This window comes from Janthinobacterium algoris, from assembly GCF_051380935.1.
Classification (GTDB): Bacteria; Pseudomonadota; Gammaproteobacteria; order Burkholderiales; family Burkholderiaceae_D; genus Janthinobacterium.
In genome coordinates, this window is the sequence record NZ_JBNYXZ010000005.1 from 38,785 (window position 1) to 63,168 (window position 24,384).

A 24,384-nucleotide genomic window follows, 5' to 3' on the forward strand; every position below is an offset into this window, starting at 1 on the left:
ATCACAACCGCTGCTGCAAGTGCCGGCACAGACGCTCGACCGATTCTTCCAGCGTCAGCGTGCCCGTGTCCAGGGTCAGCGCGGCAGCCAGAGGCGCTTCATAAGGCGCGGAAATGCCCGTAAATTGCGCCAGTTGCCCCGCCCGCGCCTTCGCATACAAGCCCTTGGGATCGCGCGCCTCGCATTCGGCCAGCGGCGTGCTGACATGGACCTCGATGAAATGCGCCGCGCCGATGATGGCGGCGGCCATGGCACGGTCGGCGCGGTAGGGCGAAATGAAAGCGGCGATGACGATCAGGCCCGCGGCGTTCATCAGGCGCGCCACTTCGGCCGCGCGGCGGATGTTTTCATGCCGGTCTTCCGGCGTAAAACCCAGGTCGCGGTTCAAGCCATGGCGCAGCTGGTCACCGTCGAGCAGCGCCACGGTGCGGCCCTGCGCCTTGAGCTGGCGCGCCAGCGCATCGGCGATGCTGGATTTGCCGGCGCCACTCAAGCCCGTCAGCCAGACCGTGTCGTGTTGTCCTGCTGTCATTACACTGCCTCTCTATTATAGAGCTGGCAATATAACAAAGCCGCGCAGGAAAGGACAGATTATCAGGTCGCGCTGCGCGCCTCAAACAGCAACTGTCGTATCTCGGGCACGCAGGAGCCGCAATTGCCGCCCGCCTTGACGCAGGCCGTCACCTGCGCCGTCGTCGTCAGCTTCTGTTCCACGATGGCGGCGCAGATGGTGTTGCGACCCACGCCAAAGCACGAGCACACGGTGGGACCGGCATCGACGCCCTTGCCGATCGGCTGGCCCAGCAGCACGCCAACGCGGTCCGCCGCATCCATTTGCGCATGCGCAAACAGGCTGGCCAGCCAGCTGCGCGACGGCAGGTCGGGACGGGGCGAGACATACACGCATTGCGCGATGCGCCCCTCATCAAGGTGCACGGCGCGGTACACGCCGGCGCTGGCGTCCGCATAATCGAGCCAGTCGGCATGCGGGTCCGCCACGCCGAGCAGCGTGCGCGCCCAGGCGCCCAGGTCTTCGATGCGCTGGCGGCCGGCCAGCTCGTAGCGCAGGAACTGCTCGCCCTGGATGCGCGTCCAGTGCGCCACGCCGTCAAGTTCCAGCGGCGTGCGACTCAGGACAAACGCATGCCAGTGCACGCGGAACTGCTCGATACGCACGGGTGTGTGCTTGAATTCGGGCTCGCCCGAAACGGGGTCGACGACCGGATTGACGACGGCGCCCACGCGTGCGTCGGAGGCATTCGCGCCGCTCCAGTGAATCGGCACGAAGACCTGGCCGCGCGCGATGCCGCCGCCATGCACGACCCGCGCCACCATCGCGCCCCAGGCGCTGGAAACGCGCGCCAGCTCGCCTTCGCGCACGCTGTACAGCAGCGCATCCTGCGGGTGGATGTCGATGAACGCTTCGGCGACATGGCCCGACAGTTTGGCTGCCTTGCCCGTGCGCGTCATCGTGTGCCACTGGTCGCGCACCCTGCCCGTGTTCAAGATGAGCGGATAATCTTCGTCGGGCGCGTTGCGCGGCGCGCGTGGCGCAGTGGGCACGAAACGCGCGCGCCCGTCCGCATGCGCGAAGCGGCCGTCGCCGAACAGGCGCGCCCGGCCCTGCGGCCACTGCTGCGGCGCCAGGGCGTCGTATTGCGCCGCATCCAGCTTGTCCAGGCCCGCCAGATTGAACAGGCGCGCCAGCTCACCCACATTGCGGAAGGTGGACAGGCGCGCGTGCTCGTCGAAGATGGCCTGCGGCGACGTGAAATCAAAACCGGCATAACCCATGCGCCGCGCCACGTCGCACAGCACGTCCCAGTCGGCACGCGCCGCGCCGGGTGCCGGCAAAAAGGCGCGCTGGCGCGAGATGCGGCGCTCGGAATTGGTCACCGTGCCATCTTTCTCGCCCCAGCCCAACGCCGGCAGCAGCACGTCGGCATGGGCATTCGTGTCCGATTCGGCGCTGATGTCCGATACCACCACCAGCTCGCACTTGCCCAGCGCGCGGCGCACCTGCTCGGCGTCCGGCATGCTGACCAGCGGATTGGTGGCGATGATCCACACGGCCTTGACCTTGCCCGCTTCGATTGCGTGGAACAGTTCCACGGCCTTCAAGCCAGGTTTGCTGGCGATGCGGGGCGCATCCCAGAACGTCTGCACGGTGTCCCGGTGCAGCGGCTTGTCCAGTTCCAGGTGCGCCGCCAGCATGTTTGCCAGGCCGCCCACTTCGCGTCCGCCCATGGCGTTCGGCTGGCCCGTCAGCGAAAACGGCCCCATGCCGGGCTGGCCGATGCGGCCCGTTGCAAGGTGGCAGTTGATGATGCTATTGACCTTGTCCGTGCCGGAAGACGACTGGTTCACTCCCTGCGAAAAGGCCGTGACGACCTTGCGCGTGGCGGCAAATGCCTGGTAAAACGCCAACAAGGCATGCGGATCTACCTTGCAGATGCGCGCCACCTGCAGCGGATCGCCGCAGTCCACATGAGCGGCCGCCAGCGCCTCGTCCAGCCCGGAACTGTGCTGCGTGACGAAATCGCCGGCGATCACGCCTTCCTGCGCCAGGTAGCACAGCAAGCCGTTGAACAGCCACACGTCCGTGCCGGGCTTCACCGGCAGGTGCAAATCGGCCAGCTCGCAGGTGGCCGTGCGGCGCGGGTCGATCACCACCAGTTTGACTTCGGGCCGGCTTTCCTTGAGGCGCGCGATGCGCTGGAACAGGATGGGATGACACCAGGCCGTGTTCGAACCGACCAATACGATCATGTCGGCCAGTTCCAGGTCTTCATAGCAGCCCGGCACGATATCCTCGCCAAACGCGCGCTTGTGGCCCGCCACGGCCGACGACATGCACAGGCGCGAATTGGTATCGATATTCGCGCTGCCCACATAGCCCTTCATGAATTTATTGGCGATGTAATAGTCTTCCGTCAGCAACTGTCCCGAGACGTACAGGGCCACGGCGTCGGGGCCGTGTTCAGCGATGATGGCGCGCAAGCCGCCAGCCACCTTGTCCAGCGCAGCATCCCAGGAAGCGTGCTGCAGGACGCCATCGACGCGAACCTGCGGCTGCAGCAGGCGATTCTCTGGCCCCAGGGTATCGCCCAGCGCCGAGCCTTTTACGCACAGACGCCCCAGGTTGGCCGGGTGGCTGCTATCGCCGGCGATGCGGATGGCGCCGTCGGGCAGGCGTGTCGCTTCCACGCCGCAGCCGACGCCACAATACGGGCAAGTGGTTTTTACGGGCGTGCACGTGGTCATGGGCGTATCCTGTTGGTCTCTATCAGGCGGCCTGGCCGCACAGGGCCTGGCCAAACAACAAGTGTGAGCGCAGCGTGCTGATATCGCGGCGCTGCTGGATCAGGTCGAAATACCAGGGACCGTCCTGCACGTCGCCATACAGCACGGCGCCAGCCAGGCGGTTGCCCTGCACCACCAGGCGCTTGTAGACGCCGCGGCGCGGATCGCGCAGCACCAGGTCTTCGCTGCCTTCGCCGCCGATGATGTCGCCGGCCGAGTACAGGTCGATGCCCGTCACTTTCAATTTGGTGGCGCTGGCCTGCTGCACATAGCGTCGGTGCCCGGCGCCTGCCAGGTGTGCTCCGCACACGCGCGCCTGTTCCCAGATGGGCGCGACCAGACCGAAGGTGGCGCGCCGGTGTTGCACGCATTCGCCTACCGCATACACGCGCGGGTCATAACTTTGCAGGCAGTCATCGACGACGATGGCCCGTTCGCAGTGCAGGCCGGCCGCCTGCGCCAGGGCGATGTTCGGCCGCACGCCGGCCGTCATCACCACCAGGTCGGCGGGAATGCTGCTGCCGTCAAGAAAACGCACGCCTTCCACCCTGTGCGTTCCCGTGATTTCGCTGGTTTGCGCGTGCATCAGGAAACGCAGGCCGCGCGCTTCCAGCGCCGTTTTCAGCAGGCAGGATGCGGGTGCGTCCAACTGCTGGTTCATCAGGGCGCCGCTCATGTGCACGACGGTGACGTCCATGCCCTGGCGCTGCAAGCCGTTGGCCGCTTCCAGGCCCAACAATCCGCCGCCGATAACCACCGCGTGGCGGTGCGTGCGCGCCGCCTGCAGCATGGTGTCGACGTCGCTGATATCACGAAAACCGATCACGCCGGGCAGCGCGTGGCCCGGCACGGGCACGATGAACGGCGTGGAACCGGTGGCCAGCAGCAGGCGGTCGTAGCGCACCGCGATGCCCGACAACGCCACTACCTTGCGCGCCTTGCGGTCGATACGCACCACGGGGTCGCCCGCGTGCAGGGTGATGCCGTTTTGCGCATACCAGTCGCGCGTGTGCAGCATGATGTCGTCCACCGTCTTTTCGCCGGCCAGCACGGGAGACAGCAAAATGCGGTTGTAGTTGCCGTGCGGCTCGGCGCCGAACACGGTGATGTCGTACAGGTCGGGGGCGAGTTTGAGCAATTCCTCGACCGTGCGCATGCCGGCCATGCCGTTGCCGACCACCACGAGCGAGGGGCGCGCAGTTGCCTTGGCTGGCAGGTTCATATGGCCACCCATACGAGACCGTCGGCCACGCGCGCGGGCCAAGTGGTCACCGAGTGCTCGGGCGCTTCCAGGCATTCACCGCTGGCCAGGTCAAAGTGCTGCTTGTAGATGGGCGAGGCGACGACGACGCGCTCGCCGATGCTGCCCACCAGCCCCCGCGACAGCACGGAAGCGCCCGCATTCGGGTCGACATTGTCGATGGCGTATACGCGCGGCGCCGCATCGCCGACGCGAAACACGGCCACGTGACGTCCACCCAGCAGCGCACACACGCCCGTGTCGGGCACGATGTCGGCTAGCGGGCAGATGGACAGCCAGTTGGCGTCATTGATGGTGCCGGGCAGTTCATTCATGGCATTCATGGCTCAAGCCTCCACGGCAAGGATGGGGATCACGGTGCTGCGGCGCTCGTCAAGCGTGGCGGGCCGAATCTGGCCCCGCTCTTCCACGAACACCACGTTTTCATCGTTTTTCTCGCTGTTGACGAAGTGGCGGAAACGCTGGCGCACGGCGGGGTTGGAGACCGCTTCCTTCCACTCGCAGGCATAGGTGTCGACCACGTGCTGCATGTCCGCTTCCAGCTCGTGGGCGATGCCCAGGCGGTCGGCCACGACGACTGCCTTCAGGTAGTCGAGGCCCCCTTCCAGGTTGTCGCGCCACACGCTGGTGCGCTGCAAGCGGTCGGCCGTGCGCACGTAAAACATCAGGAAGCGGTCGACATAACGCACCAGAGTCGCTTCATCGAGGTCTGACGCCAGCAGTTCCGCATGGCGCGGCTTCATGCCGCCATTGCCGCACACATACAGATTCCAGCCTTTTTCCGTGGCGATCAGGCCGATATCCTTGCCCTGCGCCTCGGCGCATTCACGCGTGCAGCCGGAGACGCCAAACTTGATCTTGTGCGGCGTGCGCAAGCCCTTGTAGCGGTTTTCCAGCTGAATGGCAAAGCCCACGCTGTCGGCCACGCCATAGCGGCACCAGGTGGAACCGACGCACGATTTGACCGTGCGCAAGGATTTGCCGTAGGCGTGGCCCGACTCGAAGCCGGCCGCGATCAGTTCTTCCCATATGGCCGGCAATTGATCGACGCGCGCGCCGAACAGGTCGACCCGCTGGCCACCCGTGATCTTGGTATATAAACCGTACTTTTTCGCCACCATGCCCACGGCGATCAAGCCATCGGCCGTCACTTCGCCGCCCGGCATGCGCGGCACGACGGAATACGTGCCATCCTTCTGGATATTGCCAAGGAAATAATCATTACTGTCCTGCAGGCTGGCGTGCACGGGCGACAGCACGAAATCGTTCCAGCACGAGGCCAAGATATTCGCCGCCACGGGCTTGCACACGTCGCAACCGAGGCCTTGTCCATGCGCGCCCAAGAGCGCGCCGAAGCTGCGGATTTTGCCCACGCGCACCAGATGGTGCAATTCCTGGCGCGAGTATGCAAAGTGTTCGCACACGTGGTTGTTGACGGCCAGCCCCTGCTTCTGCATTTCCGCCTTCATGATCTGCGTCACCAGCGGCACGCAGCCGCCACACGCAGTGCCGGCTTTCGTGCAGGATTTTAATGCGCCGATGGTGGTGGCGCCCTCGGCGACAGCCGCGCACAGCGCGCCTTTTGAGACATCGTTGCACGAGCAAATTTGCGCCGACTCGGGCAAGGCGTCCACGCCCAGGCCCGCCTTTTGCTGGCCGTCCGCCTGTGGCAGGATCAGGAATTCGGGGGATGCCGGCAGCTCGATCTTATTCAGCATCATCTGCAGCAAGGTGCCGTACTCGCTGGCGTCGCCCACCATCACGCCGCCCAGCAGGTATTTGCCGCAATCGGAGACGACGATCTTCTTGTAGATCTGCTTGCGTTCGTCCATGAACTGGTAGGAACGGCTACCGGGCGCATTGCCGTGCGGGTCGCCCAGGCTGGCCACGTCCACGCCCATCAGTTTGAGCTTGGTGCTCATGTCGGCGCCCTTGAATGACGCTTCGCCCTCCTCCTGCAGCACGTGGCGCGCGCAAATGCGCGCCATTTCATAGCCGGGCGCCACCAGGCCAAAGATCAAGCCGCCCCACAGCGCGCATTCGCCGATCGCATAAATATCCGGGTCGGACGTGACGCAGCTGTCGTCGATGGCGATGCCGCCGCGTGGTCCCACGTCCAGGCCGCAGGCGCGCGCCAGCTCGTCACGCGGGCGGATGCCGGCCGAGAAGACGATCATGTCCGCTTCCAGGTGGCTGCCGTCGGCGAACTGCATGCGGTGCGTGGCCGCTACACCATCGACAATAGCCAGCGTATTCTTTTGCGTGTGCACGGTCACGCCCAGTTCCTCGATCTTGCGGCGCAAGACACGCGCGCCGCCTTCATCGACTTGCACGGCCATCAGGCGCGGCGCGAATTCCACCACGTGGGTGTCCAGCTTCAAATCGCGCAAGGCCTTCGCGCATTCGAGGCCCAAGAGTCCCCCGCCGATCACCACGCCCGTGGTGGACTTGGCGCCCCAGGCCAGCATGGCTTCCAGGTCTTCGATGGTGCGGTAGACGAAGCAGCCATTACGCTCCTTGCCCGGCAGCGGCGGCACGAACGGCGTGGAGCCGGTGGCGAACACCAGCTTGTCGTAGCTCAAGACTTCACCCGTGCTGGCGATGACGGTTTTCGCCGCGCGGTCGATGGATACGGCGCGCGCATTGAGTTTCAGGACGACGTTGCCCTTGTCGAAAAAGCCGGGCGCCACCAAGGACAGGTCTTCCGCCGATTTACCGCTGAAAAATTCGGACAGGTGCACGCGGTCGTAGGCGGGGCGCGGCTCTTCGCACAGCACGGTGACATGCAGGTGCGGCGCATTTTCCAACGCCAGGCGTTCGAGGAATTTGTGACCGACCATGCCATGGCCAAGGACGACGATGTTTAAGGGGAGGTTCATGCTTGTCTCCTCAGGCCGCGGCCATGTTCGGTTCGGCCGCCAGACCTGTGAAACGGGCGGCGATGGCGCACAGGGCCGAGATCACCACAAGCGCGCTCAAGATGATCAGGGTCTGGCGGATGTCGCCCGTGCCCTTCATCAGGAAGCCGGCCGCCACGGCGCCCACGTTGCCGCCCGCGCCGATGATCCCGGCCACGCCGCCCAATGCCTTGCTGTCGATGAAGGGCACCAGCGCATACGTGGCGCCGCAAGCCATGTGGGTGAACAGGCCGAAGACCAGCATGGCGATCACGGCGTACGTGACGCTATCGACTTTAGCAAACCACAGCAAGCCGACGCCTTCACCGATCATCAGCATGAACAGCAGGGTCACACGGCTGTTCAGGTTGCCGCGCAGGGCCAGTTTGTCGGACATCCAGCCGCCCAGGGCGCGGGCAAACAGGGCCAGCAAGCCGAAGCTGCCGGCGGCCAGACCGGCGGATTTCAAAGACAGGCCGAAATGGTCGACGTAGTACACGGCGGCGATGTTGTGAATGAAAATCTCGATGCCGAAGCAGGCGCCGTAGGTGACGAACAGCAGCCACACGCGATAGTTGGAACTGGCCGCCTTGAAGCTGTCCCAGCCGCCGCCTTTGCCACCACCTTTGCCACCTTCGATGGCCGTGCCGGCAGCGCGCAAGTCCGAATAATTTCCTTCAGGACAATCCTGCGTATAGCGCCAGTACAGCACGGCCATCACCAGCATCAGCACGCCCGGCACCAGCAAGGCGACACGCCAGCCCAGCGATTCGGACACGCCCAGCATTACTACAGCACCGAGCAACAGCGGCATCAGCGCCTGCGCCGCCCCGCCGCCCGCATTGCCCCAGCCGGCGGCAGCCGCATTCGCCGTCCCCACCACGCGGGGCGCGAACATCACGGAGGTGTGATATTGCGTAATGACAAAGCTGGCGCCGACGGCGCCGATGCCCAGGCGGAAAAACAAAAAGCTTTCATAGCTTTGCGAGGCCGCCACGCCCAGCACGGGAATGGCGCCCAGCAGCAGCAAGCCCGTATACGTCTTGCGCGGGCCGTAGCGGTCGCACAATGGCCCCACGATCAGGCGCACGAGGATGGTGATGGCGACGGCCGCGATATTGATATTCGCCACTTGCGCAAGGGAAAGCCCGAACTCGCCCTTGATGACAGGCATCAGTGGAGCACAGGCGAACCAGGCGAAGAAACACACGAAAAATGCCATCCACGTCAGGTGGAATGCCCGCATGGGCGGCGTGGCGAGGGAGAAGAGCGCGATGCGCGTTGCTTTTTGGCTGGCCATGATTGGTTCCCGAAGTATCCCGAAAATAACAAAAATGCAAACAAAAACGGCGCCCGCCCCGCCGATGCAAGATCAGCCTGGGCGGACGCCGTTGTCCATGTGGTCCGTCGTTGGACCGTTGTGCGTTTATTCAGGGGATCGCCGTTGATCCGTACCTTCTGTTTAGCAAGCGCCGTGCCAGCTATCTTGAGGGGCACACAGCGCCATTCGCACCTGCTTTGCGCCAGATCATGGCACCTCACGGTGCAAGCGCGCCACTTGCTGGTGCATGCGGGAACCAGCACGTCGCATCTCTTGTCTAACTACCATCTCAAGCAGTCACGGGAGGCCACGATGGTCAAGACACTGAGCCGCCGTTTACGCTTACCTTGGTCACCTTGGCCACCCTGGCTGGCTTGCGTGTGCGCTGGCGTGTTACTCCTTACGTGGAGCAACACTGCCGCCGCGCAAGAGCCGAAGGAACACAGCGAACTCGATGCCACCGTCGTCGCGCCCTTCCGCGCCACGCGCGCTGACACTGCCACGCGGACGCGCACCTCACAGTCACGCATCTCGCAGTCACGCACATTTCTGGTCCGCCTCGATTATCCCGACGGCGGCCGCACCCATGCGGTGCGCTGGACGCTGACGCTGTCCGGTCCGGGGCCGCAAGGCGCCGTGCTACGGCGCTGGTCGGGAAGCGAACAGCTGGGGGCCGTCGGCGTCAGCTTGGCCTTGCCCTGGGATGGCCGCGCCGACGCCGATGCGCGCGAGCGGCGCGTGCTGGTGCCGGACGGCTTGTACCAGCTGCGCCTGCTGGCCGTGGCGGACGCCGGCACGCCGCAGGAGGCGCAAGTGGAACAACAATGGCACATTCAGGTGCAGCGGGGCGCAAGCACGGCACCCAGAGTGCCCGCCTTCCAGGCGGGCCTGCAACAACTGTCCAGCCTGGAAGGCCAGCCCGGCTACCGCATCGTCTACGCCAACCTGCACAGCCAGACGCGCCACAGCGACGGCGGCGCGGCGCTCGACGCTTGCCGTGGCGCGCAGGAACCGCAAACGGCGCCCTTCGGCCCCATCGACGCGTATGTCTACGCGCAGCAACATGGGCTCGACGCCCTGCTGACCTCCGAGCACAACCATATGTACGACGGTTCCGATGGGACGAATGCACTTGCCAACCCTGACAAAGTAAAGGCCCTGTACCAGACGGGGCTGGCCGAAGCGGCTGCCTATACGGCCGCCCACCCGGACTTCCTGGCCCTGTACGGCATGGAATGGGGAGTCATCAACAAAGGCGGCCATCTGAACATTGTCAATAGCGAGCAGTTGCTGGGCTGGGAAAGAAATGCCAGCGGCGAATTGCTGGCCGATCTGGAAACGCCGAAGGGCGATTACGCGGGCCTGTACGCGCTGATGCGCGAACGGGGCTGGATCGGCCAGTTCAACCACCCTGCGTCGGCGGGTCAGTTTCTCGTCAACGGCCAGCCGCTGGGCTACACACCGGACGGCGACGCGGCCATGGTGCTGTGCGAAGTCGTGAACACGTCCGCCTTTTCCACCAACGACCAGGAAACGGAGACGCGGCGCAGCAACTATGAAGCGGCTTGCAACCGGGCGCTGGCCGCCGGCTACCATGTGGCCTTCAGCAGCAACCAGGACAACCATTGCGCCAACTGGGGCGCGGCCTACGGCAACCGCACGGCCGTGCTGGTGGCCAGCCCCGCCGCCGGCACCTCCGTTTCACGCGACAGTTTCCTCGCAGCGCTGCGCGCGCGCCGCGTGTTTGCCACCATGGACAAGCATGCGCAGTTACTGTTTACTGCCAATGGCAAGTTGATGGGCGAGCGTTTCGAGAATAGCGGTCCTTTGCACCTGGTCATCAGTTTCAGCAACAGCGCAGGGCGGCAAGCGGCCGCCGTCGCCATTTTCCACGGTGTGCCGGGAAGCAACGGCACCGTCACACAAGTGTCGGATCAGGCCGAGGTCACCCTCACGCCCGCGCCCGGCCCGCATTTCTATTACGCGCGGCTGACGCAGGATGACGGCAACGTCGTCTGGTCCGCGCCGGTGTGGGTCAATCAGCTGCCGTGATGGTGACAGGGCGGGCGGAATGCTGGGCCATCAGTTCGGCCACCCAGTCGATAAAGACGCGCAGTTTCTTGCTGACATGGCGGTTAGGGGGATAGGCGAGATAGAGCGGCATGGCGTCGACCGTCCATGCGTCGAACAGCGGCAACAGCTCGCCCCTGGCCACGTGCGGCCGCGCCATATAATCAGGCAGCCACAGCACGCCCAGCCCCGCCACCCCGGCCGCCAGGTAGGCGTTGCCGTCGTCGATCGACAGCACGTACTGGCCATGGATCTTGATGCTCCGGCCCTCGTGGTGCATTACATATGGAAAGCCATTGCCGCTGCGGGCCCAACGAAAACGCACGATACGGTGCGCGCTATCCTGCAATTCCAGCGGATGCAAGGGGGTCCCTACCCGTTGCAGGTAGGCCGGCGCCGCATACACGCCCAGTGGCAAGTCGGCGAGCTTGCGCGCCATCAGCGACTGGTCGGTGATGTCACCGCCGCGTATCACGCAATCGACATTGTCGGCGATCACGTCGACCATGCGGTCGCTGGCGCCCATGTCGAGCACAATGTCGGGATACAGCGCATGAAACCTGGGCAGCGCCGGCACCAGCAGCAAAGCGGCGAGCGGGCTGGGCACGTCCACCCGCAAATGGCCCCGCGGCAAGGCGGCGGCATGCGGCAAGCTCGTTTCGATTTCTTCCAGGGTATCGAGCACCTGCACGATGCGCTCGTAGTAGGCGGCGCCATCGGCCGTCACATTGACCTTGCGCGTGGTGCGGTTCAGCAGTTTCAGGCGCAGCCGCGCCTCAAGCTGCTGCACCAGCTGCGTCACCGTGGTGCGGCTCATGTGCAAGGTCGCGGCCGCCCGCGTAAAACTGCCCGTCTCGACCACCCGCACGAACGCCTTCATCGCATCAAACCTGTCCATCCACACCTCCGCCACCCGATTGTTTTGATTATACAAATAGTCTAGGCCGATGTTGCCGCTTTATCCGCAGGCGAACGATGATTACAGTGTTCTCCATGCAGCAACTTCGCTGCAAGAACAAGGAGCACTCAATGAACTCGGAAATCAACAAACGCGACGCCGTATTCCCTCCGGGCCGCCAAGCCCTGTATGAACAGAACCGCTATTCCCCGGCCGTGCGCGCCAACGGCTTGTTGTTCGTGTCGGGACAGGTCGGCAGCCGCGAAGACGGCACGCCAGAACCCGGGCTCGAGGCCCAGGTCCGGCGCGCGTTCGACAACCTGAACGCCATCTTGCAGGCCGCCGGCTGCACCTTCGGCGACGTGCAGGATGTGACCATCTTTATCGTCGACCCGCAATCGAACTTCCAGCGCATCTGGGATATCGTGCAGGCCGGATATTGGGGCCATGCGCCGTACCCGACGGTCACGGCCATTGGCGTGACATGGCTGTATGGTTTCCAGTTCGAGATCAAGGTAGTGGCCAGGCTGCCTGGCCACCACGCTGCGCCCGGAGTCGTGCAGGAAAAATAGCCAAAAAAGCAGGTTTCCCCTCGCACGATTGCCCACCGCAGCGTGCGCTGGCACTGATCTATGGCAACATGGCAGCGCCGTTTTGACAGCAAGGCGGCGCAACCGACCCATGCCAGGAAACGCAATGAAGCCAAAAGCGCTGATCATCGCCAATATTGAAGCGTTCTTGCTGGAGCCGCTGACCGCAGCGGGCTTCAAGTTCTCGCCAAGCCAGCTCACCTTCAAGCGCACGCAGAACGAATTCGTCCAGGCCATCCATTTTCAGGCCAACCGCCATAACGAAGAGCATGCCACCGGTCCAACTGGGAAAATGCGCCCCTGGCCCTTGCCGAAGCGCAAGGCTCGCATACCAGGGCCTGCGATTTTTATCTGATGGCTGGCAATCATGAAAAAGCCTTATGGGCCTTGAACGAAGGCATTGTCTACTGGGAAAGAAACCCCAAGGCATCTTATCCGCAAGAAAAAGAGGAGATCGCTTTGTGCATGGAACACTACTTCAATGCCACACCAATCTGAACCATGACAGAGATCACTTGCCCCTACCACGACGCCTGCGGCCATCATTTTGACAGTAGCGCACTTGATGCAGCCGATGGCGCTTTTCTGAAATCGGCCCTCGGCAAGAGCATGACCTTCATGTTCCTGCACTGTCCCGCATGCTCAAGGATATTCCAGTTCAATCCAGTCGCATGGACAGCGCAGGCTTGCGAGGCGGTCGCACCCAAGGCCGCCAGGGTAGCGAAGAAAAGCAACAAGCAGCTTGAAAAATTGCTGGCGAAGGAAAAAGTGGCCCTGCCCCAGGCCTATCTCGATCACCTCAACAGCGGAAAGTCACGTCCCGACGTGGCGATTTTCAAGGATGAAGATCACTTCACGCTGTACCGCCTGGATGCGCTGTGCAAAGAGGTCGATGTGGATGGAACACGGTATCTGGCAGTCAGGCAGCTGGCAGGCTTTGCGCAGGCCCTGGCACAAGCGGCGGGAACAGGATCAAAGCAGACAGCACCGTTCAGTCTTGCCGAGCTGGCGGCTTGCCTGGCCATCGGCGAGGAAAACACGCGCATCCTGTTTATCGACAGCCGCGACAACGATACATTGTGGATTTATCACCTCGACGGCGACGATGTTGAAAAGACGCGGCTCAGCGTGACTTCCCTGATCGGGCCTGGCGTATCTTGAAAGGCGCAACACACCGCAGATTCTGCGGCCTGTGTCCATTCCAGCAAACAATATTTGAAAAGCAATTATTTTTTAAGTAGTCGTCCATAGACACTGGTTCCTCCCAGCAATCCATGGCACCATAGGTGCGCCGTTTTGCCTGCAACGCGGCCTCCATCGGACCAACCAGGAACCCTCTATGTCGTCATATCGTACCTTCGCCAGCAGCATGCTGCTCGGCCTGGCCGCAGCGGGCATCGCCCATGCACAGGCACCCACGCCCGCCGCGTCCACGTCTCCCGCCGATCCCCACCTGTGGCTGGAAGAAGTCCTCGGCGACAAGCCGCTGGCCTGGGTCAAACAGCACAATGCCGTCACCACCAAAGAATTGGAAGCCCGGCCCGGCTTCCCGGCCCTGCAGGCGCGCCTGAAAACCATCCTCAATTCGAAGGAACGCATTCCCTACGTTAGCAAGGAAGGCGAGTTTTACTACAATTTCTGGCGCGACGCCCAGCATGTGCGCGGCATCTGGCGCCGCACTACCCTGGCGCAGTACCAGCAAGCCGAACCGACCTGGGAAACCGTGATCGACCTCGACCAGCTGGCCGCTGGCGAGAATGAAAACTGGGTCTGGGGCGGCGCCTCCTGTCTGTATCCGAAGGGCGAACGCTGCCTCATTTCCCTGTCGCGCGGCGGCGGTGACGCCAAGGTGGTGCGCGAGTACGACGTGGCAAAACGCGCCTTTGTCGACGGCGGCTTCATCCTGCCGGAAGCGAAGGGCAGCGCCAGCTGGATCGACCAGGACACCCTGTTCGTCTCCACCGATTTCGGCCCCGGCACCATGACCAGCTCGGGCTACCCGCGCATCATCAAGGAGTGGCGGCGCGGCACGCCGCTGGCGCAGGCGCACACGCTGTATGAAGCGAAACCCGACGACCTGAGCGCGGGCGCCTACAAGGACTTCACGCCCGGCCACGAACACCAGTTCATCGAGCGGCAAATCGATTTCTACAGTGGCGAAACCTTTTTGCGCGACGGCGCAAGCCTGAAGAAAGTACCGAAACCGGACGACGCCACCGTGTTTACTGTGCGCGATCAATTGATCATCACCTTGCGCTCGGATTGGAAAGTGAACGGCAAGACCTACCTGCAAGGCTCGTTGCTGGCGACGGACTTCAATGCCTTCATGCAGGGCAAGCAGGAGCTCGAAGTGCTGTATGCGCCCACGGCCACGTCTTCACTGGACAATGTCACACCGACCATGTCGGCCATCCTCGTGACGACCCTGGACAAGGTCAAGAACCGCCTGACAGAACTGCGCCACGTGAACGGCAAGTGGCAGCGCCGCGCCGTTGATGCGCCGAAACTGGGCACCCTGGCCGTCAGCGCGCTCGACCCTGTCGACACGGACCAGTACTTCCTGACGGTGACGGACTTCCTCAACCCGACCACCCTGTACCTGGCCACGGCGCAAAGCGACAAGCGGATAAAAATCAAGTCGCTGCCAGCTTACTTCGACGCGGCGCCGTACAAGGTGGAGCAATTCGAATCGACGTCGAAGGATGGCACCAAAGTGCCGTATTTCGCCATCATGGGCAAGAAGACGAAGTTCGACGGCAGCAACCCCACCGTGCTGTATGGCTACGGCGGCTTCGAAGTGTCGCTGAAACCAAGCTACAGCGGCACCACGGGCGTGGCGTGGCTGGAAAAGGGCGGCGTGTATGTGCTGGCCAATATCCGTGGCGGCGGCGAATTCGGCCCGCGCTGGCACCAGGCGGCGCTGAAGGAAAACCGCCAGCGCGCGTATGACGATTTCATCTCGGTGGCGCAGGATTTGATCAAGCGCAAGGTCACCAGTCCGCGCCACCTGGGCATCATGGGTGGCAGCAATGGAGGCCTGTTGACGGGCGCCGTGCTGGTGCAGCGGCCCGACCTGTTCAACGCCGTCGTCAGCCAGGTGCCGCTGCTTGACATGCGCCGCTATAACAAGCTGCTGGCGGGCGCCTCGTGGATGGGAGAGTACGGCGACCCGGACGTGCCGGAACAATGGGCCTACATCAGCAAGTACTCGCCGTACCAGAACGTCTTCAAGGACAAGAAATATCCGCGCGTGCTGTTGACCACCTCGACGCGCGACGACCGCGTCCACCCTGGCCATGCGCGCAAGATGGTGGCCAAGATGGAAGAGCAAGGCCACGACGTGCTGTACTGGGAAAACACGGAAGGCGGCCATGCGGGCGCCGCCAACAACGACCAGCAGGCGCTGATGTGGGCGCTGACCTACACCTTCCTGCTGGAGCAGCTGAAGTAAGGCTGCTGAAGTAAACCCGGCCTGACGACACCTGGCAAAGAAGAACGCCTGCACCGGATTCCGGCGCAGGCGTTCTGCATTCGGCCCTTACTTCGCCTGCGCGCTGGGGCGTTCGGCGATGCGGTCGCGGTAGGCCTGCAAGTGTTGCAGCCCTTCCGCGCCCGGCCGGTACTTCATCAGGCCGCGCGCAAATTCCAGCGCGCAGAAAGCCGTGATGTCGGCAATCGTAAACCGGTCGCCGGCGATGTACGGCTGCTGGGCCAGCACCTGGTCCAGCCATTGCGCCGTTTCGCGTAGCTTGCCCGCCTGCGCCGTGGCGAAGTCGGGAAACTGCGGGTTTTCCAGCGCCACCAGGGCTGGATGGCCATGGCGCACCCAGTTGGCGGCGGCACTGAACAGATGCAGTTCCACGCGACGGTCAGCCATTTCAATGAAGGCGCGTTCCTCGAAACCTTCGCCCATCAGGTTGGGCTGCGGCTGCAAGCCTTCCAGGTAGGTGCAGATGGCGCGCGTCTCGGTCAGCACGCGCCCGTCCGCCAGCTCCAGCACGGGCACGCGGCCCAGCGGGTTTTTCACCAGGAAGGCGGGATCGCGGTGCTGGCCCGCCATCAGGTCAAGCGCCACTTCCTCGATGCCGGTGATGCCCTTCTCGGCGATGAACATGGTGACGCGGCGCGGATTGGGCGTGCGGGGGCTGATAGTCAGTTTCATGTGCAGGTCTCGTCTTGTTATGGTGGTGGATGGTGGTTGACCATCAGCTGCGGCACCAGCCTGTGGCAATGCAGTCAGGCGCCCATCATACCAGCGCACCGTCATGCTGCGGCACTCCTGGCGCGTTGACTTTACCCCTGTTTCACCTTAGATTGCTGTACGGGAACGCTGGCTTTCAGTTCCAGCGATGTCCCGCTACCGCCATCAACGCTCGCAGTCTATCCGACTGGCGGGCGTTTTACTCATGAACCAAGGGCATACCATGCATCGCATTCCGACTCCGCGTTTCCGCCGCAGCCAACTGGCCGCCGCCGTCCTGGCACTGACCGCCGCCACCGCTTTCAACACGGGCCACGCCGCCCCCGCCGCCAAATACGCGTCGGCCAGCCACGCCCTTGGCACCACCACGCAGCTGCCGCGCGGCGTCACGCCTTTGCACTATATCCTGTCGATCACGCCGGACGCCGCCGCCTCCACCTTCAAGGGCGAAGCCGCCATCAAGGTGGCCGTCGACACGCCAACGGCCAGCATCACCTTCAATGCCCTGAACCTGGCGTTTGCCGCCGCCGCCATCGAAGGCGCAGGCGGCAGCAAGCAGGTGACGCGCAAGATCGAGTTCGATGCGGACAAGCAGACGGCCAGCGTGCATTTTGCCGAGCCGCTGGCCAAGGGCGAGTACCTGTTGCGCATCGACTACAGCGGCAAGATCGGCACGCAGGCGACGGGCCTGTTCTCGCTCGACTACGACACGCCGCAAGGGCGCCAGCGGGCGCTGTACACGCAATTCGAAAATTCGGATGCGCGCAGCATGCTGCCATCGTGGGATGAGCCGGACTACAAGGCCACCTTCGCGCTGGACGTGATCGTGTCGAGCAACCAGATGGCCGTCGGTAACATGCCCATTGCCAGCAGCGAAGACCTGGGCAATGGCATGAAGCACGTGTATTTCGCCACCACGCCGCGCATGTCGACCTATCTGCTGTTCTTTGGCCTGGGCGACTTCGAGCGCGCCACGGCAATGGCCGACGGCACCGAAGTGGGCGTCATCACGAAGAAAGGCGCGCTGGCGCAAAGCCGCTTTGCGCTCGACGAATCGGCCGCCCTGCTGCGCGAATACAACGATTATTTCGGCGTGCGCTACCCGCTGCCCAAGCTCGACAACATCGCCGCGCCGGGCCGCAGCCAGTTCTTCGGCGCCATGGAAAACTGGGGCGCCGTCTTCACCTTCGAATACGGCCTGCTGCTGGATCCGGCAATCTCGACCCAGTCCGACAAGGAAAATATTTACACCACCCTCTCGCATGAAATGGCGCACCAGTGGTTCGGCGACCTGGTCACCATGCGCTGGTGGGACGACCTGTGGCTCAACGAAGGTTTTGCGTCGTGGATGGAAAGCCGCACCACGGAGCGTCTGCACCCGGAGTGGAACACGGCCCTGTCCAACGTGGGCGGGCGCGAATCGGCCATGAGCCAGGACGCGTTGCGCACCACGCATCCGGTGGTGCAGCGCATCGCCACCGTGGAACAAGCCAGCCAGGCCTTCGACGGCATCACCTACCAGAAGGGCGAAGCGGTGATCCGCATGCTCGAAGCGTACGTGGGCGCCGATACCTGGCGCAAGGCCGTGCGCAGCTACATGCGCAAGCATGCGTATGGCAATACGGTATCCGACGACCTGTGGCGCGAAGTCGATGCCGCCGCCGGCAAGCCTGTCAGCGCCATCGCCCATGATTTCACCCTGCAACCGGGTGTGCCGATGATTACGGTGGGCCAAGCCGTGTGCAGGAAGGGCAGCACGCGCGTGAGCCTGACGCAGACAGAATTTTCCAAGGACCAGCCGGACAAGAAGCCGCTGTCGTGGAAAGTGCCGGTGATCGCTTCAACGGTCGGCAACGGCAAGCTGGCCAAGGTGGTGCTCAAGAATGGCAAGGCCACCCTGAACGTGCCCGGCTGCGGCGCCCTGCTGGTGAATGCGGGCCAGAGCGGCTACTACCGCACCCTGTACGCGCCCGCCAACACGCGCGCGCTGGCGGGCAGCTTCGCGCGCCTGGCGCCGATCGACCAGCTGGGCTTGCTGGCAGACAGCCAGTCGCTGGGCATGGCGGGCCTGCAAGACCCGGCCGGCTTCCTGGAACTGGTAAAGGCCACGCCGCTGTCGGCCGATCCGCAAGTGCTGGGCCGGGTGGCCGCCTCGCTGAACGGTCTGTATGAGCAATATGCGGGCGACAGCGTGGAAAGCAGAGCGCGCCAGCAGGCTTTCGGCCGCTTCGCCATGGCGCGCCTGGCGCCGATGATGGCGCAGACGGGCTGGGAAGCGCGCGCGGGCGAGGCATCGAGCGTGGCGACCCTGCGCGGACGCCTGATTTCCATCCTCGGCGACATGGGCGAGCCCGGCGTGATCGCCGAAGCGCGCCGCCGCTACGCGGCCAGCGAGCAGGCCGGTGAGCAAAATGCGGCCGCCATGCCCGCGCCGCTGCGCCGCACCATCCTGGGCGTGGTGGCGCAGCATGCGGACGCCGCCACTTGGGAGCAATTGCACGCCAGGGCGCAGCAGGAAAAGACGCCGCTGGTCAAGAACCAACTGTACGACTTGCTGGCCTCGACCGACGATGCGGCCCTGGCGCAGCGGGCGCTGGCGCTGGCGCTGACGGAGGAACCGGGCGTAACCAACAGCCCGGCCATGATTTCGCGCGTTTCGCGCCGGCATCCGGAACTGGCCTTCGACTTCGCGCTGGCGCACCTGGAGCAAGTCAATGCGCGCATCGACGCCAGTTCGCGCAGCCGCTACTTCCCGCGCCTGGCGGCCGGTTCGGCGCAGCCGGACATGATCGCCAAGCTGGAAGCGTATGCGCAAGCCAACCTGCCGGCCAGCGCGCGCGGCGATGCCGACAGTTCCGTGGCCGGCATCAAGTACCGCATCAAGGTACGCGCCGAGCGCCTGCCGGCGGTCGATGCGTGGCTGGCGAAACAGGCAGGCTAGGCTGGATTCCCGGCGCCGCCGCGCCGGGAAGAAGAAAAAACAGGCAAAAAAAACCGGCTTCGCAGATTGCGGTAGCCGGTTGAAACGCTGTTTCAGAGCGCAGGGATAAAGCAGGAAAACACATGAAAAAGTGGAATTCGTGCCGGTCATTGAGGTGTCCGGCAACCCTGCGCCCGGGGTTTCCGTGCGCCATGTATCCACTATGCCAGCCCTTCGTTGAGTCAGGCTTAGGACTTCATTAAATCCCTGCCCGATCCCTGCATTTCCCTGCCCCACCCTGCGATCATTATTAAAAAACAAGTTTTACATGTCTGGTGCCGATGGTTGAGCTCACCGGCTAAGCTGTTGAGTCATGCCTGCATCCTATCGCTCCCGGAACGTAGTGACCTGCGCACCGCATGCTGTGTGCCAACAAGAGCATCATAGCAGCGGCATATGACCGGCTTATGACGTAACGCTAAGGTGCGCCGTCCTCTTTCACTGAACGCTTGACACCCGTCAATTCAATTTCCACGCGGCGGTTCGGCTGCAAACAGGCGATCAGCGCGGCGCGCGGCGTCACCTTCTCGCAGGCGACGAGCGGCTGCGCCTTGCCCTTGCCATAGGCGCTGATGACATTGGCGATGCCTTGCTCGCGCAGCAACTGTTTCACCGTCAACGCACGCCGTTCGGACAGGGCCTGGTTATAGCTGTCCGTACCCAGGCGGTCCGTATGGCCCGTCACGGAAAGCGTATCAATCTGCACATAGCCCTGCTTCAGGCGTGCCGCCAGTGCGCGGATTTTCTCGACGCCCTGCGGCAGCATGTCGGCCGCGCCCGCTTTGTCGAAGCGGAACAAGGCATCCATGTCCAGCGTGACGCGTTCATGCGCGATGCGCGGCGGCAGGATTTCCGGCTGCGGTTCCCGCTTCGGCTTGTCGGCCGGGCACGCCGCTACGGCGGACTGGCCTGCCGCCTGCGCATCCTCGGCCAGCTGCACATACGGGTTCGCGTGGCGCCAGCCCTGCTGCTTGTATTCGTTGCCAGCATGCACCAGCTCCACTTCGCCGCACGCCACCTTTTGCGCCGCGCAGGCGAAGCCCGGCGACTCGCGCAGCTTGCCAAAGCTGGCCCACAGATCGTCGCGCAGGCGCGTGGCGTCGTTCACCAGCGGCGTGGCGTCGCCGGGATTGGGCATGCTGCCGTCTTCCAGCGCGGCAACGATCTTGGCCGATTCCTGTAACGCCTGCAGAGGGAAGGCCGAGCGATCATTGCGCGTGTATTCGTGGAAAGACACGTCGAGCCAGCATTGCGCCTTGGACAGGTAATAGTCGCCCACGCGCACGCCGCCATCGTTGAGCTTTTTGATGCGTTCCTGCAGCAGGCGGTAAGCCTGCTGGTCGGCAGAGACGGCCTGGTCGCTGATGCGCAGCTGGGGCATGGCCAGCGGCGCCGTTGGCAGGGTCGGCGTGGCCGCCTGGGCCAGGCCCATGGCCAGCAGGCTGGCGAGCGGTATCAGTTTCATCATGGGGGTCATCATCGGTGTCATCGTCGGTATCAGTGAGGGAGTCATGGTAGTTTTCATGGCCGGGCCAGGGTACGGTTGATGGTGGCGTCTTTGCCTTTGAACAGGTTTTCATCGAACTTGAAGCGCAGGCGCAAATACGCTCCGCGCGCCGTGTAGTCGGCGCCCGTCAGGTCGCGGTCGGAAAAGCCCGACCAATTGTGGCCGGCCGACAGCCACAGGTTTTGCGCCAGCAGATAGCCCACTTCGACGCCGTTCGCCCACTGGCGGCTGCCCCCTTGCGGGCTGCCCATCACGGCCGCCAGCACGCCGATGTCCCAGTGCTTGCTGATGTCGTAGACGGTGCGCCCGGAAAACAGCCACGCCGTGTACTTTTCCTGGCCCGCAGGCAAGTTCTTGTCGTTGTTGTGCTTGGCGGCAACCCTGCCCGTGAACCACCACGGACGGCTGGGGTGGTAGTCGAGGTGCGTGGAAACGATGTGCGCGCGGTAATTGTCGCCATCGATCTGCGATTGGTCACGCACGGTCTTGTACTCGTAGCGGGCCAGGCCGTTAAAACGGTTGTCGTCCACGGGGCGCCAGGCAAAGCCTAGCTGTGCCCGGTCCTGCAGCACGTTGCCCACGGGCGCGCCGCTGGCGTCGTCGTTGTTGCGCGTGTATAGCAGGTAGTTGCGGGCAAGCAAAGTCCAGTCACGGCTCAGCTTGCGCGCCCAGGCGATGGTATTGAGCCATTGATCCTGGCGCTGATCGCCCGGAGCGATTTCGCTGTCGAACAAGCGCCGGTACTCGAGCTTGACGGAGCCGCGCCACAGCGGATTGACCGCGTAGTCGAAGCCTGCCGCCACGGCCACGGCTTGCTGTTGCTGGCCGTTCATGACTTTCAGATATTCCACATTCGTGTTCGCCGCCAGCCCTTCGCCCAGGTTCCACGTGTTGCGCAAGCCGGACGCCAGCTGCAGGTCGCGCTGGTTGCTCAGGCTGTAATCCATGGCGTCGCGCATGCGGTACTCGCCAAATACGGTGCCGCCCGGCATGTAGCCCGTATCCGCGCCGGCCACAAAACTGGTGCTGCGGTCGGCCGGATTGAGCGAATAGGCGGACGCCAGGCCCGTCTGGTTTTCATAGCGCGCGTACAGCCGGCTGCGTTCGGCCAACTGGTATTGCGCACCCAGGCCGTAGCGGTGCTGGTCCGCGTCGGAAATGCTTTTTTCCACGTCGCCATTGAAGGTCCAGCGCTCCGTGGCCTTGTATTGCGCCCCCAGGCGCACGGTGGTGGCGTCCAGCGGCACCGTCGCGCCCGCGCCGGCGCCGGGATTGATGGGCGCAAACGTGGTGATGCTGCCGCCCGTGACGGGGTCGATGGCCGTGTTCGCCGTGCCGTTGCCAAAGAAGCCGCCCGTGGGATTCAAGCCCGTGCCCAGCGGCGAGGTATTCGGCGCGATGCCGGCCGTCGACGGTATGCCGCCGCTCTCCTTCATGTGCTGGACGGACACGTCGAGCAACCAGCGTTCGCTGGCGTTCCAGGCCACGCCCAGGCGCTGCGCATCGCGGCGCGCATCCGTGCTGCGCTCGTCGCTGCGGATGGCCTCGCCATACACGGTGACGGCGGGATTGAGCTTGTAGCCCGCCTTCACGCCCGCCTCGCCCCGTCCGCCCGTGATGCCGGCCGCCGTGTTATTGAAATCCTTGTCGGAGCGGCTCCAGAAGACTTTCGCTTCCAGCTTCTCATCCTTGTGCTGCAGCTCGACCCGGGCCGCATTGCCGCTGACTTCATCGCGCAGCTCGCCCGCCTGGCCCGACGGCGTCGTGTAGATGTTGCCGCCCGCGCTGTAGCTGGTGGACGTGGTGCGCGCCACTTCGAGCACCAGCAGGCTGTGCTCGCCGAAGCGCAAGCCCGCATTGACACTGTGCAATTTGTACGGCGACAAGGGATTCTTGTCTTCCACGGCCGAGCCACCGAGCGAGACCATCTTGCCCAGTTGTACTTGCCCATCCACGCCCAGGGTCCAGAATTTTTCGCCGCCCTGGTCAACCTCATAGCTGATGCGGATCGATTGCGGGTCGCCATTTGGCGTCAGCGCGGGGATCGCCTGCTTGAACAGGATGCGCCCGCTGAACGGCTCGAAGCTGTAATCCTCGAAACGGCGCAGCTGCGTCACTTGCACGATATTGCCATTCTGGTTCTTGTCGCGCACCACGATCTCGATCTTTTCCGAGTTGTCGATGGCGTTATTGTTGCGCACGGCGAATGGCCCCGACGTGCCATTCGCACGGTATTCCTCGACCACTTGCTTCAGGCTATCGTTGATGGCGAAGGCATTGGCGACGATGCCATCCTGTTCGTAATGGCCGCGCCCGCCCGTGGCCGTGCGGTTGTACTGGCCCAATTTTCTCTGCTGCAAGTTAGCCACGGCGCCGCCGCCCGTCATCTGGCTGAAGCCTTCGCCAGTGGCAAAGTCGCCATACAGCACATAGCTTTTCTGCTGGTCGATGCGCACGTACAGGCGGTCGCTGGAGCGAGCGTCGAAGTTGCGCACGGAACTGTCGCCGTAGACGGGATAAAACTCTTCCGGATTGACATCGCGCAAGAGGCGCGCGCGCGTATCCTTGTCCGAATCGTAGGCGGCCGTCAGCAAGGCGTCGCCACGGATGGTTCCCTTCAGGAACATGGCCGCGCGGCCCGCCACATTGGCCTTGCCATTGTTGAATGCCCTGCTCCAGCGCTGTATGTCGCGCTCGAAACCATCGTTGAAGCGCGATGGTGAAATGGAACTGCTCGACAGGCTGCGCTTGCTGATGATGCCGTCAATCAAGCCCACGGCCAGCATGTCGCGCAGTTCTGGCAGGAAACTGATCGTGCCCTGCGCCGCCACGCTGCCGGCCGACACGCGCAGCAGCACGTCCTGCGGCGTGGGCGGGGCCAGCAGGCTGAAGCTCGCTACACCATTCTCCACCGCCAGCTGCGTGCCCGGCGTGACCTTGTCCACGTCGCGCCGCTCGGGGCCCAGTTCATCCGTGCGGGCGCCGGGCAGCAAGATGCGCCCGCCGCTGGCCTCGATGGTGAGCAAGGCCGTGCCCGTCAAGGGCTTGCCGTGCTCGTCATACAGCCTGACCGTCACCTTGACGGGGCTCTGGCCATCGGCCGGTATGTCATTCCCGTCCGTTTCGACGGCGATGCGCGCCACGCCCCGGTTGATTGCATAGTCGGCAAGGCCCACCTTGCCCGCAAACAAGGATGGCGCAGCCACGCTGTCCGGCACGGGCATCTGGGCCTGGCTAGCGGCCGGGAAGACCAGCAAAGCCAGTACGGCGGCCATGCGCCGGGGCGCGGGGAGAGTTGTCTTCATGGCCTGTGTCTCTTTAACGGCATTGGCATGCGTCACGTGATGGGATGAAGG

The 24,384-nt window shown here is 63.9% G+C and carries 16 protein-coding genes; 6 read left to right on the forward strand and 10 right to left on the reverse strand.

What is annotated here, in order from left to right; all coding sequences use genetic code 11:
• Position 1: 1 nt before the first annotated feature.
• From cysC to ACQ4W7_RS08950, 6 genes are all read right to left on the reverse strand, one after another.
• Complete coding sequence (gene cysC, locus ACQ4W7_RS08925) at positions 2–532, reverse strand: adenylyl-sulfate kinase (RefSeq protein WP_426070392.1); 531 nt, start codon at positions 530–532, stop codon at positions 2–4.
• A gap of 62 nt (positions 533–594) precedes the next feature.
• Positions 595–3,264 (reverse strand): molybdopterin-dependent oxidoreductase, encoded by a 2,670-nt coding sequence (locus ACQ4W7_RS08930; RefSeq protein ID WP_436529900.1) that lies wholly within the window; start codon positions 3,262–3,264, stop codon positions 595–597.
• A 22-nt stretch (positions 3,265–3,286) separates the two neighbouring features.
• On the reverse strand, positions 3,287–4,525 hold the full coding sequence (locus ACQ4W7_RS08935; RefSeq protein WP_426070394.1) for an NAD(P)/FAD-dependent oxidoreductase: 1,239 nt from the start codon (positions 4,523–4,525) through the stop codon (positions 3,287–3,289).
• Entirely contained in the window at positions 4,522–4,887 is a 366-nt protein-coding gene (gene nirD / locus ACQ4W7_RS08940) for a nitrite reductase small subunit NirD (RefSeq protein WP_426070395.1), read from the reverse strand. The genes ACQ4W7_RS08935 and nirD overlap by 4 nt, the downstream gene beginning before the upstream one ends.
• 3 nt (positions 4,888–4,890) lie before the next feature.
• A complete protein-coding gene (nirB, locus tag ACQ4W7_RS08945; RefSeq protein ID WP_436529902.1) occupies positions 4,891–7,443 on the reverse strand; it encodes a nitrite reductase large subunit NirB in 2,553 nt (850 codons plus the stop codon).
• Between the two features lie 10 nt (positions 7,444–7,453).
• Positions 7,454–8,761, reverse strand: a complete 1,308-nt coding sequence (locus tag ACQ4W7_RS08950) for an MFS transporter (RefSeq protein WP_426070397.1) — start codon at positions 8,759–8,761, stop codon at positions 7,454–7,456.
• Positions 8,762–9,172: 411 nt separating this feature from the next.
• Between ACQ4W7_RS08950 and ACQ4W7_RS08955 the strand changes: the two genes are divergently transcribed.
• Positions 9,173–10,834 (forward strand): CehA/McbA family metallohydrolase, encoded by a 1,662-nt coding sequence (locus ACQ4W7_RS08955; RefSeq protein ID WP_436529904.1) that lies wholly within the window; start codon positions 9,173–9,175, stop codon positions 10,832–10,834.
• On the opposite strand, the gene ACQ4W7_RS08960 is transcribed toward ACQ4W7_RS08955, so the two are convergent.
• Positions 10,818–11,750 (reverse strand): LysR family transcriptional regulator, encoded by a 933-nt coding sequence (locus ACQ4W7_RS08960; RefSeq protein ID WP_436529906.1) that lies wholly within the window; start codon positions 11,748–11,750, stop codon positions 10,818–10,820. The two genes, ACQ4W7_RS08955 and ACQ4W7_RS08960, sit on opposite strands and share 17 nt — an antisense overlap.
• A 131-nt stretch (positions 11,751–11,881) precedes the next feature.
• On the opposite strand from ACQ4W7_RS08960, the gene ACQ4W7_RS08965 reads away from it, so the two are divergent.
• From ACQ4W7_RS08965 to ACQ4W7_RS08980, 4 genes are all read left to right on the forward strand, one after another.
• Complete coding sequence (locus ACQ4W7_RS08965; RefSeq protein ID WP_436529908.1) at positions 11,882–12,322, forward strand: RidA family protein; 441 nt, start codon at positions 11,882–11,884, stop codon at positions 12,320–12,322.
• 124 nt (positions 12,323–12,446) lie between these two features.
• A complete protein-coding gene (locus ACQ4W7_RS08970; RefSeq protein WP_436529910.1) occupies positions 12,447–12,695 on the forward strand; it encodes a DUF4304 domain-containing protein in 249 nt (82 codons plus the stop codon).
• Positions 12,696–12,841: 146 nt separating this feature from the next.
• The gene (locus tag ACQ4W7_RS08975) at positions 12,842–13,501 is read left to right on the forward strand and encodes a hypothetical protein (RefSeq protein WP_436529912.1); all 660 of its coding nucleotides are present in this window, start codon (positions 12,842–12,844) and stop codon (positions 13,499–13,501) included.
• A 178-nt stretch (positions 13,502–13,679) separates the two neighbouring features.
• Entirely contained in the window at positions 13,680–15,791 is a 2,112-nt protein-coding gene (locus ACQ4W7_RS08980; RefSeq protein ID WP_436529914.1) for a prolyl oligopeptidase family serine peptidase, read from the forward strand.
• An 87-nt stretch (positions 15,792–15,878) separates the two neighbouring features.
• On the opposite strand, the gene ACQ4W7_RS08985 is transcribed toward ACQ4W7_RS08980, so the two are convergent.
• On the reverse strand, positions 15,879–16,502 hold the full coding sequence (locus tag ACQ4W7_RS08985) for a glutathione S-transferase family protein (RefSeq protein WP_426070405.1): 624 nt from the start codon (positions 16,500–16,502) through the stop codon (positions 15,879–15,881).
• Positions 16,503–16,764: 262 nt separating this feature from the next.
• Between ACQ4W7_RS08985 and ACQ4W7_RS08990 the strand changes: the two genes are divergently transcribed.
• A complete protein-coding gene (locus ACQ4W7_RS08990; protein WP_436529916.1) occupies positions 16,765–19,482 on the forward strand; it encodes a M1 family metallopeptidase in 2,718 nt (905 codons plus the stop codon).
• 457 nt (positions 19,483–19,939) lie between these two features.
• On the opposite strand, the gene ACQ4W7_RS08995 is transcribed toward ACQ4W7_RS08990, so the two are convergent.
• The gene (locus ACQ4W7_RS08995) at positions 19,940–21,034 is read right to left on the reverse strand and encodes an OmpA family protein (RefSeq protein ID WP_436529918.1); all 1,095 of its coding nucleotides are present in this window, start codon (positions 21,032–21,034) and stop codon (positions 19,940–19,942) included.
• A gap of 8 nt (positions 21,035–21,042) precedes the next feature.
• Positions 21,043–24,333, reverse strand: coding sequence for a hypothetical protein (locus ACQ4W7_RS09000; protein WP_436529920.1), 3,291 nt, complete (start codon positions 24,331–24,333; stop codon positions 21,043–21,045).
• Positions 24,334–24,384: the final 51 nt, after the last annotated feature.

Excerpts from the sequence above, each read along its gene's own strand:
- nirD (WP_426070395.1), bottom strand. The coding sequence starts at position 4,887 with ATGAATGCCATGAATGAACTGCCCGGCACCATCAATGACGCCAACTGG.
- ACQ4W7_RS08980 (WP_436529914.1), top strand. The coding sequence starts at position 13,680 with ATGTCGTCATATCGTACCTTCGCCAGCAGCATGCTGCTCGGCCTGGCC.
- ACQ4W7_RS08995 (WP_436529918.1), bottom strand. The coding sequence starts at position 21,034 with ATGACTCCCTCACTGATACCGACGATGACACCGATGATGACCCCCATG.
- nirB (WP_436529902.1), bottom strand. The coding sequence starts at position 7,443 with ATGAACCTCCCCTTAAACATCGTCGTCCTTGGCCATGGCATGGTCGGT.
- ACQ4W7_RS08965 (WP_436529908.1), top strand. The coding sequence starts at position 11,882 with ATGAACTCGGAAATCAACAAACGCGACGCCGTATTCCCTCCGGGCCGC.
- ACQ4W7_RS09000 (WP_436529920.1), bottom strand. The coding sequence starts at position 24,333 with ATGAAGACAACTCTCCCCGCGCCCCGGCGCATGGCCGCCGTACTGGCT.
- ACQ4W7_RS08985 (WP_426070405.1), bottom strand. The coding sequence starts at position 16,502 with ATGAAACTGACTATCAGCCCCCGCACGCCCAATCCGCGCCGCGTCACC.
- ACQ4W7_RS08960 (WP_436529906.1), bottom strand. The coding sequence starts at position 11,750 with ATGGACAGGTTTGATGCGATGAAGGCGTTCGTGCGGGTGGTCGAGACG.
- ACQ4W7_RS08935 (WP_426070394.1), bottom strand. The coding sequence starts at position 4,525 with ATGAACCTGCCAGCCAAGGCAACTGCGCGCCCCTCGCTCGTGGTGGTC.
- cysC (WP_426070392.1), bottom strand. The coding sequence starts at position 532 with ATGACAGCAGGACAACACGACACGGTCTGGCTGACGGGCTTGAGTGGC.
- ACQ4W7_RS08970 (WP_436529910.1), top strand. The coding sequence starts at position 12,447 with ATGAAGCCAAAAGCGCTGATCATCGCCAATATTGAAGCGTTCTTGCTG.
- ACQ4W7_RS08930 (WP_436529900.1), bottom strand. The coding sequence starts at position 3,264 with ATGACCACGTGCACGCCCGTAAAAACCACTTGCCCGTATTGTGGCGTC.
- ACQ4W7_RS08975 (WP_436529912.1), top strand. The coding sequence starts at position 12,842 with ATGACAGAGATCACTTGCCCCTACCACGACGCCTGCGGCCATCATTTT.
- ACQ4W7_RS08950 (WP_426070397.1), bottom strand. The coding sequence starts at position 8,761 with ATGGCCAGCCAAAAAGCAACGCGCATCGCGCTCTTCTCCCTCGCCACG.
- ACQ4W7_RS08990 (WP_436529916.1), top strand. The coding sequence starts at position 16,765 with ATGCATCGCATTCCGACTCCGCGTTTCCGCCGCAGCCAACTGGCCGCC.